The 14813-nt window shown below is 63.8% G+C and carries 10 protein-coding genes; 6 read left to right on the top strand and 4 right to left on the bottom strand.

The window, feature by feature from the left end; all coding sequences use genetic code 11:
* Nucleotides 1-7: 7 nt before the first annotated feature.
* The 4 genes from pstB to IEV75_RS06560 form a co-directional block, all read right to left on the bottom strand.
* A complete protein-coding gene (pstB, locus tag IEV75_RS06575) occupies nt 8-829 on the bottom strand; it encodes a phosphate ABC transporter ATP-binding protein PstB (protein WP_188451766.1) in 822 nt (273 codons plus the stop codon).
* Between the two features lies 1 nt (nt 830).
* Nucleotides 831-2570, bottom strand: a complete 1740-nt coding sequence (pstA, locus tag IEV75_RS06570; RefSeq protein WP_188451765.1) for a phosphate ABC transporter permease PstA — start codon at nt 2568-2570, stop codon at nt 831-833.
* Complete coding sequence (pstC, locus tag IEV75_RS06565; RefSeq protein WP_188451764.1) at nt 2563-4266, bottom strand: phosphate ABC transporter permease subunit PstC; 1704 nt, start codon at nt 4264-4266, stop codon at nt 2563-2565. Before pstC ends, pstA begins: the two co-directional genes overlap by 8 nt.
* Nucleotides 4267-4398: 132 nt before the next feature.
* On the bottom strand, nt 4399-5829 hold the full coding sequence (locus tag IEV75_RS06560) for a sensor histidine kinase (protein WP_188451763.1): 1431 nt from the start codon (nt 5827-5829) through the stop codon (nt 4399-4401).
* Nucleotides 5830-6019: 190 nt separating this feature from the next.
* Here IEV75_RS06560 and IEV75_RS06555 point away from each other — a divergent pair, with 190 nt between their 5' ends.
* The 6 genes from IEV75_RS06555 (at nt 6020) to IEV75_RS06530 (ending at nt 14665) form a co-directional block, all read left to right on the top strand.
* Nucleotides 6020-7387, top strand: coding sequence for an efflux transporter outer membrane subunit (locus IEV75_RS06555; RefSeq protein WP_233351783.1), 1368 nt, complete (start codon nt 6020-6022; stop codon nt 7385-7387).
* 27 nt (nt 7388-7414) lie between these two features.
* A complete protein-coding gene (locus tag IEV75_RS06550; protein WP_188451762.1) occupies nt 7415-8695 on the top strand; it encodes an efflux RND transporter periplasmic adaptor subunit in 1281 nt (426 codons plus the stop codon).
* 24 nt (nt 8696-8719) lie between these two features.
* A complete protein-coding gene (locus tag IEV75_RS06545; RefSeq protein ID WP_188451761.1) occupies nt 8720-11932 on the top strand; it encodes an efflux RND transporter permease subunit in 3213 nt (1070 codons plus the stop codon).
* Between the two features lie 132 nt (nt 11933-12064).
* The gene (locus IEV75_RS06540) at nt 12065-14152 is read left to right on the top strand and encodes a M13 family metallopeptidase (protein ID WP_188451760.1); all 2088 of its coding nucleotides are present in this window, start codon (nt 12065-12067) and stop codon (nt 14150-14152) included.
* Nucleotides 14153-14310: 158 nt separating this feature from the next.
* On the top strand, nt 14311-14439 hold the full coding sequence (locus tag IEV75_RS06535; protein ID WP_188451759.1) for an entericidin A/B family lipoprotein: 129 nt from the start codon (nt 14311-14313) through the stop codon (nt 14437-14439).
* A 133-nt stretch (nt 14440-14572) separates the two neighbouring features.
* The gene (locus IEV75_RS06530) at nt 14573-14665 is read left to right on the top strand and encodes an entericidin A/B family lipoprotein (RefSeq protein ID WP_373290513.1); all 93 of its coding nucleotides are present in this window, start codon (nt 14573-14575) and stop codon (nt 14663-14665) included.
* The last annotated feature ends 148 nt before the right edge of the window (nt 14666-14813 follow it).

Genomic DNA, 14813 nt, shown 5'->3' with positions numbered 1-14813 from the left:
CAGCCGCTTATCCGAAGCGGCCGGTAATGTAGTCCTGCGTGCGGCGGTCACGCGGGTTGGTGAAAATCTCCTCGGTCGGGCCGTACTCGACCAGATGCCCAAGGTGGAAAAAGGCGGTCATTTGCGACACCCGCGCGGCCTGGGCCATGGAGTGGGTGACGATGATCAGGCAGTAATTCTCGCGCAGTTCGTCGATGAGCTCTTCAATGCGGGCAGTGGCAATCGGATCCAGCGCCGAGCACGGCTCGTCCATCAGGATCACTTCCGGGTTCACCGCGATGGCGCGCGCAATCACCAGGCGCTGCTGCTGGCCGCCGGACAGGGAGTTGCCCGGCTGGTCGAGCCGGTCAGCCACCTCGTCCCACAGGCCCGCCTTTTTCAACGAGGTCTCGACTATGGCGTCGAGCTCGTCCTTACCGGAGGCGAGGCCGTGAATGCGCGGGCCGTAGGCCACATTATCATAAATGCTCTTGGGAAACGGGTTGGGCTTCTGGAACACCATCCCGACGCGGGCGCGCAACAGGACCGGGTCCACGGCACGGTCATTGATTTCCTCGTCATCAATACGGATGGAACCGGCCACCCGCGCGGTGTCGATCGTGTCGTTCATCCGGTTGATGCAGCGCAGGAATGTCGACTTTCCACACCCTGACGGCCCGATAAAGGCGGTCACAGAGCGGTCCTGGATATCGAGATTGATACCGTGCAGGGCCTGCTTGTCAGCATAGAACACCTCCACGCCAGACGCGGCCACCTTTACAGGGTGAGTGTTCGCGACGGAGTGATAGACCGTCTTGGCGGTGTGCGCGGGGGCAGCAGAATCTGCCATCTCACCATCTCCGTTCGAAACGGCGGCGCAGGATGATTGCAGCCGCATTGAAAATGATCATCAGCGTCAGCAGCACCAGAATGGCGGCGGCTGTGCGCATCTCGAAGGCGCGTTCGGACGCGCCGGACCACAGGAAAACCTGAACCGGCATCACTGTGGAAGGCTGGGTCAGCCCGGACAGGCCAAGCGAGGGCGCGTCGGCCACAAAGGCCACCATGCCGATCATCAGCAAGGGCGCCGTTTCACCCAGAGCCTGTGCCAGACCGATGATGGAGCCGGTCAGGATGCCGGGCATGGCCAGCGGCAGTACGTGCTGGAACACGGCCTGTGTACGCGAGGCACCGATACCCAGCGCTGCTTCCCGGATGGAGGGCGGAACCGCCCGCAGGGCGGCACGCGATGAGATGATAACGGTCGGCAGGGTCATCAGCGCCAGCACGAACCCGCCCACCAGAGGCGCCGAACGTGGCATACCGAACGTGTTGATAAACACGGCAAGTCCCAGAAGGCCGAACACGATGGAAGGCACGGCGGCCAGATTGTTGATATTGACCTCGATAAAGCCGGTCAGGCGGTTTTTCGGCGCGAACTCTTCCAGATAGATCGCTGTGCCGACGCCGATCGGAACGGCCAGCAGCATCGTGACCAGCATGGTCAGCACCGAGCCAATGAACGCGCCCATCACGCCGGCAAGCTCGGGCTCACGGCTATCGGCATTGAGAAACAGATTGGTATTGAAGCGGCGCTCGACCATGCCGCGCTCTTCAAGCGCGCGGGCATAGACAGCCTGCTGATCCGTGATACGCCGCGCGGCCGCCGGGGTCTCGATAACCCATTCGCTCCAGCTGGCAGACGCTTCGGCGCTCTCCAGCGGCAAGAGCACGCGGCCTTCGGCCTCGCGGCCATCGGGCGTCAGGGCGGAGACGGCGACCACACCGCCATTGAGGCGGATCAACAGGCTGGCCGTACGCGGGCCAAGCGTGATCCGGGTTTCGGGATCAATGACGGTGTCAAAACGCGCAGCTTCCTCGCGCGCACGCCGGGCTGCTGCCAGCCCGGCCTCGCGGGCGTCACGGCTGGCCGCGCCGGCCGCATCGGCTTCCAGGCGTGCGGCACGACCGAGCAGCGCATCACGCTCCGATGAGGCCTGCTGGCGGATACGTGCGATCGCATTGGCAAAGGCCGGGCTGTCCGACGACAGTGTGATATCGCCCGATATCGCGCCAGCCTGAATAGTGCCGCTGCCCGCCGTGATACTCTCCTCGACCGTCACGCCCTTGAGATAAAGATCAATCTCGTGATTGGCCGGCATCGTCACGTCAATCGTGGACCCTACCAGCGAGGGATCGGCGATGACGCGATGCATCACCGAGGCCGCGTTGAGCCCGCTATAAAGGCCAAACAGCTCACGCAGATCCGCACGCGAGGACGCGGCCGGAAACTCCGACTGCAGGCTGCGCTGAATGAGCTGGTTATAGCTGCCCCGGCGCAGGGAAGCTTCGCTCATATCGCCGCGCGGATCGGCAATCTCGCGCTCCAGCGTGACCGGCAGGGTGAGCACATAATTGGTGAAGGCGCCGCTGGCCTGCAGCACGATAGTGCCCAGCAGCACGCCCAGAAATGCAATGGCAAGCGCAATGGCGCCCATACCGAAGGCCCTGAAACGGCCTTCGGCACGATGACGGCGCGCAAGGCGCTGGCGGACCGCGTCCGCTATCGCTGGCCGGGGCGCGTCAGTCATATTTTTCCCTGTAGCTCTGCACCACGCGCAGCGCGATGATGTTGAGGATCAAGGTCAGTACGAACAGCACCAGGCCCAGCGCAAAGGCGGAGAGCGTCTTGGGGCTGTTGAACTCCTGGTCGCCGGTCAGCAGGGTGACAATCTGAACCGTGATTGTGGTCACGGACTCCAGCGGATTGGCCGTGAGATTGGCGGCCTGCCCGGCCGCCATCACCACGATCATCGTCTCGCCAACCGCGCGCGAAACCGCCAGCAGCAGGGCGCCGACAATGCCGGGAAGCGCTGCGGGGAAAACGACATGCCGGATGGTCTCCGACTTCGTTGCACCCATTGCATAGGCGCCGTCTCGCAGCGATTGCGGTACAGCATTGATGACATCGTCTGACAGTGAGGACACGAACGGTATGATCATCACGCCCATGACGAGGCCCGCAGAGAGCGCGCTCTGGGTCACGGCGTCCTCGTAGCCGAGAAACAGGGCAAAATCACGCAGGAGCGGGCCGACCGTGAGCAGGGCGAAGAAGCCGTAAACAACCGTCGGCACACCGGCGAGAATTTCCAGCGCCGGCTTTGCCCAGGCGCGCACGCGGCTATCGGCATATTCGGAAAGGTAGATGGCCGCGAAAAGCCCGACCGGCGCTGCCACCATCATCGCAATCAGGGTGATCAGGGCTGTGCCGGCAAACAGCGGCACGGCACCGAACGAGCCTGACTGGCCGATCTGGCCGGGGCGGATCGCGGTTTGCGGGCTCCATTGCGTACCGAACAGGAAGTCGGCCACCCGCCAGTCGATCGCCGCAAAGAAGCGCAGGCTTTCAAACAGGAGCGAAAATACGATGCCCAGCGTGGTCAGGATGGCAATCAGGGAGGCTAGAGCCAATGTGGCCGAGATGACCCACTCCACCCTGTTTCGCGCGCGGAAGCGCACCGCCAGATGCGTGCGGGCAAAGGCGAGACCTGCCAGGGCCAGACCCAGCGCGCCAAGGCAGGCCCCCCAGGCAATTGCGGAATGGACAGGCTGCAGCGCGCCAGCCGTAGCGCGCAGTTCGGGAGTATCCCGGCTTGCCAGACCGTCGCCAAAGGCGAGGGCGCGGGCATCGGCAAGGAAGACCTCGCGTTCCTGGACCGGCAGGCGGGCGAACTCGAAGCCGGCGCGGGCGAGCGCATGATCGCCGGCCTCCGGCACAGCCTGAATTATATCACCGGCGATCGTGTTCGCGCGGGCATCACGCGTGAAGCGCGCATCGTCCTGTGCGAACTGAAGCTCGTCCTGCCGGGCGCGCAAGGCCTCCACGGCGTCTGACTGCACGCCTTCAGCGGCAATTACCTGTTCGGCCTCACCACGCAGCGCCGCCATCTCATCGTCAAGCCGTGCTATTTCGCGTTCGGCCTCTGACCAGATATCGTCATTCGCCAGCGCCAGCTCATACCGGGCCTGCAGCGGCTCTGCGGCGCGCTCCATGCGGTCAAGGACGATCGTGTTGACAATCATGGTCCCGGCGAGCGCGTAGGCCGCCAGAACGGCGAATCCCGGCAAACCCGCCCAGAGCGCCACATAATACCCGTGATAGCCGGGCAGCGAATGAAGGCGCGATCCATCCTTTTCGGCAAGCGCAAGCGCACGGCTGCGGCCGGCCAGAAAGCCGACGGCCGTGAGCACAAGCAGCGCGAGTGCCGTGATAAGGGACAGTTGCATCTATGACCTCGCCCGGCGGATGGCTTGCTGGTCCCCACCCGTCCGGTTAGCGGCGCAAACTGGCGCGGATCGATCACCCAAATATGACGGTCGCGTTACAGTTTTGCGACAAGGCGGGCCGGTGGCCGGGGATTACCCGGCGTCCACGCCGGAAGCGGTATCGGCAAGGACGCGTGCGGCTGCGTCCGCATCCGGCACGGGTTTGGGCAAGAATACCGAGAATGCCGACCCTGTGCCGGTAGCGCTCTCGACGCTGAAACCGCCCCGATGCCGGGTGATGATGTGTTTCACGATGGCCAGGCCCAGGCCGGTACCAGCCGTCGGGCCGCTTTTCTGTCCGTCCACCCGGTAGAAGCGCTCAGAGAGGCGGGGCAGGTAGCGCCGGTCAATGCCCGCGCCATTGTCACGTACACGCAAGACACCATAGCGCTGGCGCGGATCGAACGGCGGGCCGGCCAGCAGAAGGCGTGCGCTTTGCGGCGCCAGCCTCTCGGGCGCGTGCTCGGCGATATCGCGCGTGCAATTATCAAGGGCCTCGATGGCGACAATCGCACCTTCAGGCGAGTACTTGATGGCATTCTCGACAAGATTTTCGACAACCTCGTACACCTGGTCCCGGTCACCCGTTATGCGGGCTGGCGCATCTGGCAGCGACAGTTCGAATGTGATGGCGCGCGCATCGGCCATGGGCCGCAGGCTGTCGACCACATCGCGCGCAATGGCCGCCAGGTCCGCTTCGCCGGACGGTGGCAGGTGCTCATTCATCTCGACCCGGCTGAGCGAGAGAAGGTCATCGATCAGGCGGCGCATCCGGTCGGTCTGCTCACGCATGATGGTAAGGAAGCGGTCACGCGCCTCCTCGTCGTCGCGGGCCGGGCCGCGCAAGGTGTCGATAAAGCCCGAGAGCGATGCCAGCGGGGTGCGCAGTTCGTGGCTCGCATTGGCCAGGAAGTCCGCGCGCATACGCTCTGCCCGCTTGGATGATGTCTCATCGGCCAGAACCAGCATGGCCCGCCACGGCATGGGGCCGGCCACCGGCATGCGCAGCGGCTCCACGAAAGCGCGTACATGACTTTCTATAGGTGCGAGGCTGGCATACTCCACAACCGTGCCGCGTTCGCCGCGCAGAGCTGCGCTGACCGCCTCCAGAACGCGCGGCTGGCGCAGCGAGGTGGACAGCAATCCGCCTTCGGCCCCCAGCGCAAGAAAGGCGCGCGCAGCCGGATTGGCCCGCTCGATCCGGCCGCCCGGACCTATCAGCAGAACGGGGACTGCAATCTTCTCGAGCATGGCATTGGCCGATTCCAGCTCGCTGGAGACCACCGGACGCGTGATCTGGGCTGACGGCCGGGGCGCGCCCCGCGTCACGGCGGTCAGAAAATAGATGAAGGCCAGCGCCGAGAAGGCCAGCGATGCCGCGAGCCACGCGCCGGGTTCCAGAACACCGCCGATCAGGAGGACCAGCAGCACCATCAGGCCCAGCAGCGCCGTAATTACAATGTCACGGCGCCGGGGACGGTCCGGAGCCGTGCGCGCTCTGACTGAGGGATGTTCGTTTGCCATCTGCCGGTCTTAGCACGGGTTTTTGACGGCTCAATGTGGCCGGGGCACGAAAGATGTGACGCGAAGCGCAAGATGAATTTTCTGTAATTCGAGATATTTTTAGCGTTTTTCGATAAACTTTTGTTGACATTCGCATAGTCGCCAGTAGGGTGCCCCCATCTTGAACCATCATCAAAAGAAGGAATCCCGGGTGTTCCGGTATAGCCTCATACTTTCCTCCTCCCTGATCGTCGTGGCGTGCTCAGGTACGCCGCAGCTCTCTGTCGCACCGGATCTTGCGCTGCCCGACACTTTTGTCAGTGCGCCGGAAACGGCTGGCCCGCAGGAGCCTGACTGGGTCAGCGCCCTGGGCGATGAGGCCCTTCCGGGCCTGATCGGCACGGCACTGGCCAACAACCCCAATCTGGCGGCAGCGCGCGCGAACACAGAAGCCGCGAGAGCTTTGGCGCGCGCTGGCCAGGCGCCGCGGCTGCCTTCGGTTGATATCGGCACGACAGCCACCACGCGCCCCTCTGGCGAGGTGTACTCTGCTGGGCTCGATGTGAGCTGGCAGGCCGATGTCTGGGGCCGGATCTCCAATCAGGCACGCGCCAGCGCCCTGGGCGCGGAAGCAGCCGAGGCCGACTATGCCGGTGCAGAGCTGTCCATCGCCGCCAGCGTTGCCAGCACGTGGTTCGCCCTGACCGAAGCGCGCCTTCAACGCGAGCTGTCGGAACGTGATGTTGCGACGCGTCAGCGCCAGCTGGATATTGTCGAGCGCCGGTTTGTCCGCGGCGTCGTAAGATCCTCGGATGTCCGCACCGCGCGTTCCGCGCTGGCCAGCGCCCAGGCGACCCTGGCCATACGCCAGCGCGCCGAAAGCCAGACAGCCCGGAGCCTGCAGACCCTGCTCGGCGCTTACCCTGATGGCGGCATCATGCCGGGAACGGAACTGCCGGTGCTCACGCCGCTGCCTGCACCTGGAACGCCGGCCACACTCATTGCACGCCGTCCGGACGTCGTGGCTGCCGAGTTCCGGCTGGCGGCTGCAGGCTTCTCTGCCGAAGCGGCCAGAAAGGCGCTCTATCCCTCATTGTCGCTGTCAGCCTCCTATTCCGGGCAGACGGCCGATATTTCGGACCTGTTCTCGCCCTCAACGCTGGTTGAAAGCCTGGCAGCGTCCATTACCGCACCGATATTCCGCGCCGGTGCCCTGCGCGCGGAACGTGACCGGACTGCCGCGCTGGCCCGCGCGCAGGCCGCAAGCTATGTCGACACCAGCCTTGGCGCGCTGCGCGAGGTTGAAAATGCGCTGACGGCGGACAGCCTGCTGGCAAGCCGTGTGACCGCCCTTGAAACAGCCAGGGAGGAGGCACAGGCCGCGCTCGAACTGGTAGAACGTCAGTATGCGAGCGGTGTCGGCACCATCTTCGAACTGATCGATGCACAGACCCGGCTGATTCAGGCAGAAGGCCAGCTGATAACGGCCCGCCGCGAGCGCATCGATAACCGCATCGCCTTGCACCTTGCCATAGCCGGACCGTTCAGTGCGGCCGGTTTCACCCCGTCACAACAATAAAAAGAATACGTCTTCAAGAGGTTGGTCATGTCAAAAATCACCGGACGCTTCCTGCTTATCGGCTTGCCGATACTGATTATCGCCGGATTCATCATCCTGTTCATGGTGCTGGGCGCGACACAGCCGCGGCCCGAGCGCGAGATACCTGTTCCCCGGCCTGCTGCCGTTTTTGTGGCCGAAGCGGTGGAAAGCCCGGTTCAACTCATGGTCAGCACCCAAGGCGAGGTATCGCCGGTGACCGAAATCGGCCTTGTTGCCCAGGTTTCCGGCCGTATCGTCTATGTGAACCCGAATTTCACACAAGGCGGCTTCTTCGAGGAAGGCGATGTGCTGGTGCGGGTGGAGGATGAGGATTACCGGCTTGCGGTAATCCGCGCTGAAGCGCTGGTCACCCAGCGCCGCCAGGCCCTGATCCGCGAAGAGGCCGAGGCCGAGCTTGCCGCCGAGGAATGGCGCGCCATCGGGGACGGAGACGCGTCCGCCCTGACCTTGCGTGAACCGCAACTGGCCGATGCGCGCGCCCAGCTGGCTGGCGCCGAAGCCTCTCTGCGTGAAGCGCGCCTGGCCCTGTCGCGTACCCGTATCACGGCACCGTTCAACGGACGTGTGCGCGAGAAAATGGCCGATCTCGGCCAGTATATCGGCCCGGGCGCCCGCATAGGCGAAATCTTCTCCACCGATACGGCGCAAGTCCGCCTGCCGTTCACGGACAGTGATCTGGGCCGGGCCGGCATTCCGGTAGCGTTCAGCGCGGCGGACCGGGAATCGGCTCCTGTCATCACGCTCAGCGCCAATCTGGGCGGCGCGCTGCGCCAGTGGCAGGGCCGTATCGTGCGCACCGATAGCGCGATCGACCCGCAGACCCGCACCCTTTATGCCATTGCCGAGGTGGACGACCCTTACGGCACGGCAGCAGAAGCCGCCGGCGCGCCTCTGGCCATGGGCCTGTTCGTGGAGGCCAGCGTGCCCGGCCGCGACCTTGCCAGCGCGATCACCCTGCCGCGCAGCGCGCTGCGCGGTGCCGACCAGGTGCTGGTTGCGCGCCCCGACGGAACGCTGTCAGTGCGCACGGTCGAGGTTATTGACAGCCAACCCGACCGCCTCGTCATCGCAAGCGGGGTGGAGGCTGGCGAGTATGTCGTCACCTCGCCCTTGCGCGGCGCGGCCGACGGCATGCGCATCCGTGCGCTCGACAGCGATGGCGAGCCGCTCTTCCCCGATGCGCAACCTGCAGCGGCCCCGTCAACCGACGAAGCCACCCCCTCCACCGACGAAGCCGGCAACGCCTCTGTTGCCAGCGCCGGCTGAGCCGAAGCGCGCAGGAGCTGATCCATGACGGAAGAACACGATAACGAAAAGCCCCGTGGCGGCATTCTGGCCTGGTGGGCAGGCAATTCGATTGCCGCAAACCTCCTGATGATCATCGCGCTGGTCGGCGGGATTATCGGCTACTCCCAGATACAGCGCGACGAGAACCCTGCAGCATCCTTTGCCGGAGCCACGGTATCTGTCTCCTGGCCGGGCGCTTCGCCGCAAGAGGTGGAAGAGCAGATCATCTTGCGCATCGAGGAGGCGATGACGGCCGTCGACGGTGTGCGCCGTATCACGGCCACGGCCGTTGAAGGCAGCGGCTGGGTCAATATCGAGGGCAACAGCACGGTTGATCCGGCCGAATTTCTTGATGCGGTGAAGCTGCAGGTGGACTCCATCAACAACTTCCCCGTCGAGGCCTTTCAGCCGCGGGTCACCGAATGGCAATCGCGCAGCCAGATCGCCGGTATCGCCGTTCACGGCAATATCGACCGGCGTGAATTGCAGCGCATCGCCCGCGAGATGCGCAACGAGATCAGTGCCGCCATTCCCGAAGTCGCGGCAGTGAACATACAGGCACGCCTGCCCGAGGAAGTTTCCATCGAGATTTCCGAAGAGAACATGCGCCGGTACGGCATCACGATTGCGGAGTTGTCGCGTGCGATCTCGACGAGTTCGCTGAACCTGTCTGCCGGATCGGTGCGCACTGATCTGGGCGATGTGCGCGTCGCTGCCCGCCAGCTGGCTGATACAGCCGAGGAGTTCGGCAATATCATCGTGCGTCAGACACCCGGCGGCAGCGTGATCCGCGTGCGCGACGTGGCAACAGTGATTGACGGGCTGGAGGACCGCCCGTTCGAGGCCACGTTCAATGGCGAACCCATGGTGCTGCTGACGCTCATGTCGGTCGGCAATTCGGACGTGATCGACGTTTCAGGCAGTCTTGCCGCCTATATCGATCGCAAGCAGCGCGAACTGCCCACAACCGTCACCATTTCGGAATGGTGGGACGGCGCCGACCAGTTCAACTCGCAGCTCACCGTGATCGGCAGCTCGGCGCTGCTCGGGCTGGCGCTTGTGCTGGTGGTGCTGATCCTGTTCCTGCGCCCGATCGTGGCTTTCTGGGTCACAATCGGCATCGCCACCGCCTTTGCCGGCGCGTTCATGCTGCTTCCGCTCATCGGCGTTACGCTGAACTTCCTGTCGCTCTTCGCCTTCCTGATCGTGATCGGGGTCATCGTCGATGACGCCATCATTGTCGGCGAGAACATCCATAACCGGGTAGAGCGTGGCGAGCAGGGCCTGACGGCCGCCGTGGTCGGCGTGCAGATGGTCGCCAAGCCGGTCATTTTCGCCGTCATCACCTCGATGATGGCCTTCGCGCCCTGGATGATGCTGTCCGGGCCGGAAGTGCAGTTCACCCGCCAGATCTCGCTGGTCGTGATTGCGGCACTGTCCTTCTCGCTGATTGAAGCCTTCCTGATCCTGCCGGCTCACCTCGCGCACATCAAACCGCAAGAGCCCAAAGGCATATCGGGCCATTTCATACGCTTCCAGGCAGGCATTGCGGACAGCCTGGTCTGGTTCTCGCGCCATGTTTACGGGCCGATGCTGGCAGTATCGCTGCGTCATCGCTATGCGACATTCGCAATCTTCTTAGGGCTGTTTGCCCTGGCCATCGTGCTGATGAACACCAACCGGGTGCCGTTCCGCTTCATGCCGGAAATCGAAAGCGACCAGATCCAGGTGAACATCCAGCTTGCCGAGGGCACGCCCTGGCAGCGTACCGACGAAATCCGCGAGCGGCTGGAAGCGGCCCAGATCGTGGTCCAGAACGAGTATCGCGAAATGTATCCGGGCGAGGTGGATGTCATCCGCAATCGCTCCACGCTAGCGACACAGGGCCAGGTGCGTGCCTGGATCGGCCTGGCACCCCCTGAGTCACGCCCGGGCCGCCTGCCCTCTGCCGAGATCGCGCAGCGTATCCGCGACGAAATGGGCCCTGTGCCGGACGCTGAGGAAATTCGCTTTGACGCCACGCTGAACGATGTCGGGCCGGCTATCGACTTCGCGATCAACCACCCCGATCTCGACGTGCTGCGTGCAGCGGCCGACGATCTGAAGGACGCTCTTCGCGGCTTCCCGGCAACGTACGATGTCGTCGACAATCTGCAGACATCGGCGGAGGAATTACGCCTGACCCTGCGTCCGGACGCACAGGCTCTCGGCCTGACACTTGTCGATGTCACCCAGCAATTGCGCCAGGCCTTTTACGGCCAGGAGGTCCAGCGCCTCCCCCGCGGCGGCGAGGACGTCCGGGTTATGGTGCGCTACCCCCGCGCGGACAGGGAAAGCCTTGATGCCATCAATCAGGTGCGCATCCGTACCGCCGATGGCAGGGAAATCCCGCTGGCCGCGGTGGCACAGGCCGAGTTTGCGCCCGGCATCAACCGCATCCAGCGCCGTGAGCGCCAGCGCACGGTACGCGTCAGCGCCGAGGTCAGCGACCCCGATGCTGCGCGGGCGATCCGCCAGCAGATCAACGAGGAATTCTTCCCGGCCTGGCGGGAACGCTATCCGGGTGTCTCGGTGGGGGCCATCGGCCAGGCCGAGGGCGAAGCCGAGTTCATGGGCGAGATCGTCATCCTGCAGATCATCATGATCGGCATGATGTATGTCCTGCTGGCCGTCGCCTTCCGCTCCTACGCCCAGCCGCTGATGATCATGACAGCGATACCCTTTGCGTTCGCGGGCGCGGTGTTCGGTCACCTCGCGCTGGGCGTGCCCTTTGCCCTGTTCTCCATGTTCGGGGTAGGCGCCGCTGCCGGTATCGTCATCAATGACAACCTGGTTCTGGTCGACTTCGTGAACCGGCTGCGCGAGCGGGGCGTCGGCGCCTTCCAGGCGCTCGTCGATGCGGGCGTCCAGCGCTTCCGGCCCATCCTGCTGACCTCGGTGACCACTTTCATCGGCGTGCTGCCCATGATTGCGGAGCGCTCGACCGCCGCGCAATTCCTCAAACCCATGGTGGTATCACTGGGGTTTGCGGTGATGTTCGCCCTGTTCCTGACCCTTTTCATGGTGCCTGCGCTCTACGCCATTGGCGTCGATATCAAGCGCAGCGTCCTGTCGCTGTGGACCGGCGAAAAGCGGCCCGGGATCGGCTCTGGCTATCATGGTGACACCAGTGGGACTGATGTTGATATCGGTCAGATCAAGCAACCAGCCGAGTAGTCTTTTGTACGGCCATGGCGGGTACGCAAACTGCGTCCCGCCATGGCCATTTTTACTGGCAGAGCCTAGCTTTCTGCCAATTCAGGAAACGGAATGGCCATCAGGTTGGCGTATCCGCAAGGGGAGACAGAGATGAGACACTTTCTGCTAGCAGGGTGCTGCATTGCCGTGCTGATGGCGTGTGACACCCAGGGCACCGCCAGCAGTGACGGCGCCGAAGATGCAGCCGTGGCTGAGACAACCGAAGCACCTGCCGAGCCGCGCTTTGGCACGTTCGGCTTTGACACGGCCGGTATGAATACCGACGTGGCGCCGGGTGACGACTTCTTCGCCTATGCCAATGGCGTATGGGCCGAGACCACCGAGATTCCTTCCGACCGCGCGCGCTATGGCGTGTTCGACATGCTGTCGCTGGAGGTTGAGGAGCAGGTACAGGCCATTGTGCTTGAGGCTGGCGAGCGCGGCGGCCCTGCCGGGTCCAACGAGCAGATGATCGGTGATCTGTATGCCAGCTGGATGGATGCGGACGCGATTGAGGCGCGCGGCCTGGAGCCGGCCCAGCCCTATCTCGACACGATTGCCGCCGCCGAGAGCTTTGAAGACATCGCAAACCTGATGGCGCAGCGCGATTACCACGCGCCCTACTGGGTTTCGATAAGCCCGGATCCGGAAAACCCGGAAGCCTATATCATGCGGTCCGGCCAGGCGGGCCTCGCCCTGCCCAGCCGCGACTACTATCTGCTGGATACCGGGCGCTTCCCGGAGTACCGCGATGCCTACCGTGCCTATATCGCGCAGATTTTCGAGCTGGCGGGCATGCCCGATGGCGAGATGCGAGCACAGCAGATCCTCGAGCTTGAGACTGCACTGGCCGAAGCTCACTGGACGCGCGAAGATTCACGCGATGTGACGCTGACCAATAACCGCATGAGCGTCGAGGAATTCATTGCGCTGGCCCCTGAGCTGAACCTGCAAGCGGCCCTTGAGGACCGTGGCCTGCCAGCGGAAGGCGAAATCGTGGTCGCCCAGCCGAGCGCCATCACCGATGCAGGCGCGCTCATGGCGCAGACGGATGTAGACCTGCTGCGGGCATGGCTCAGCTTCCACTTCATCTCGGGCCGCGCATCCTGGCTGCCCTCGGCGTTCGATCAGGCCAATTTCGACTTCTACAGCCGCACGCTTAGCGGCACCGAGGAACAGCGCACGCGCGAACTGCGCGGGGTACAGCTGGTCAATGGCGCCCTGGGTCACCCTGTCGGCCAGGTCTATGTGGAACGTCACTTCCCGCCGGAGGCGAGCCGTCAGATGGACGAGCTGATCCGCAATCTGGTGGAGGGCTTCCGCGGCCGGCTCGAGCGGCTGGAGTGGATGGACGATGAAACGCGGGAACAGGCGCTGACCAAGCTGTCGACGTTTGAACCGCGCATCGGCTACCCGGAAATCTGGAACGAGTATGACGGGCTGGAAATCCGCGCCGATGACTATTTCGGCAACCGGATGCGCCTTTCTGAATTTGCCTGGGCCGAGCAGCTGCGCCGGTTCCCGGATCCGGTCGACCGCCGCCTGTGGAGCTGGCCGCCGCAGATCGTCAATGCCAGCTATAATCCGCTGATGAAGCAGATTACCTTCCCGGCGGGCATCCTGCAGGCACCGTTCTTTGACATGAATGCCGATCCGGCAATGAATTACGGCGCAATCGGTGCTGTCATCGGTCACGAGATCGGCCACGGCTTTGACGATAACGGCCGCCGGTTCGACGCGGAAGGCCGCATCCGTGACTGGTGGACGGCGGAAACCAATGAACGCTTCGTGGAGCGGTCTGACCGCCTTGTCGAGCAGTATAACGGCTTCTGCCCCTTCCCCGATGAGTGCGTGAACGGCCGCGTGGCCCTTGGCGAGAACATCGGCGATCTGGGCGGCATGCAGATGGCCTACGAGGCCTGGCGCAGCTATGCCGAGGCCAACTACCCGGACGGTGAAGCGCCGGTGATTGACGGCTATACCGGCGATCAGCGCTTCTTCCTGGCGTGGGCGCAGGTCTGGCGGACACTGTTCCGCGATGATGCGCTGCGGGCACAGCTGGCCACCGGGCCGCACTCGCCTGGCATGTACCGGGTCAACGGTGTCGTACGCAATCTGGACGCCTGGTATGAGGCGTTCGGCGTGACGGAAGAGCACGAGCTCTACCTGCCACCGGAGGAGCGCGTGCGTATCTGGTAGGGCGTCACCCGCCTGACCTTAGCGAACGCCCGGACCGTCGTGTCCGGGCGTTTTGCGTTGGATCACAGGGCGCCAATCAGAAAGAGCCAAATCGGCCCCTCATGCGTATAATGAGGGCGTAGAGGCCAGTTACGGCCCATGAAGATGGAGACATGACGATGACGCGTATGCTGATGGCAGCGGCCCTGTCCGTGCTGGCGCTAGGCCTTTCGGCCTGTAACACCATACAAGGCGTAGGCCGGGACATTACACGCACCGGTGAGGCGCTCGAGGACATTACGACCTGACGGACGAAAATTGCGGGGGCTGCGGAGCCAAATCCGGTCTAGCGCGTTAACGGTCTACACGCGGCACCACTCGCCGGTTGTAGACAGGAGAAATTCGATGCGTGAGACACTTCAGATTCTGAGCGTGGCCGTCATGGTTTTTGCCCTTGCCGCCTGCAACACAGTGCAGGGTGCGGGACGGGACGTACAGGAAGCGGGCGACGCCATTGAAGACGCCGCTGACTGACACCGGCATCAAACGCCAATGAAAAGAGCGGCTCTAATCCGAGCCGCTCTTTTTTTATTCCGATACCGGGCGACCAGGCCCTAGGGCGTGGACTCATAAGCTCTGACCCAGAGTCTTGCTGATGCGAGTGCGATGGCGGCCAGGAAGT

Origin of the sequence: Glycocaulis albus (assembly GCF_014639075.1) — a bacterium.
Classification (GTDB): Bacteria; Pseudomonadota; Alphaproteobacteria; order Caulobacterales; family Maricaulaceae; genus Glycocaulis; species Glycocaulis albus.
This window is presented reverse-complemented; position numbering and strand designations above follow the sequence as displayed.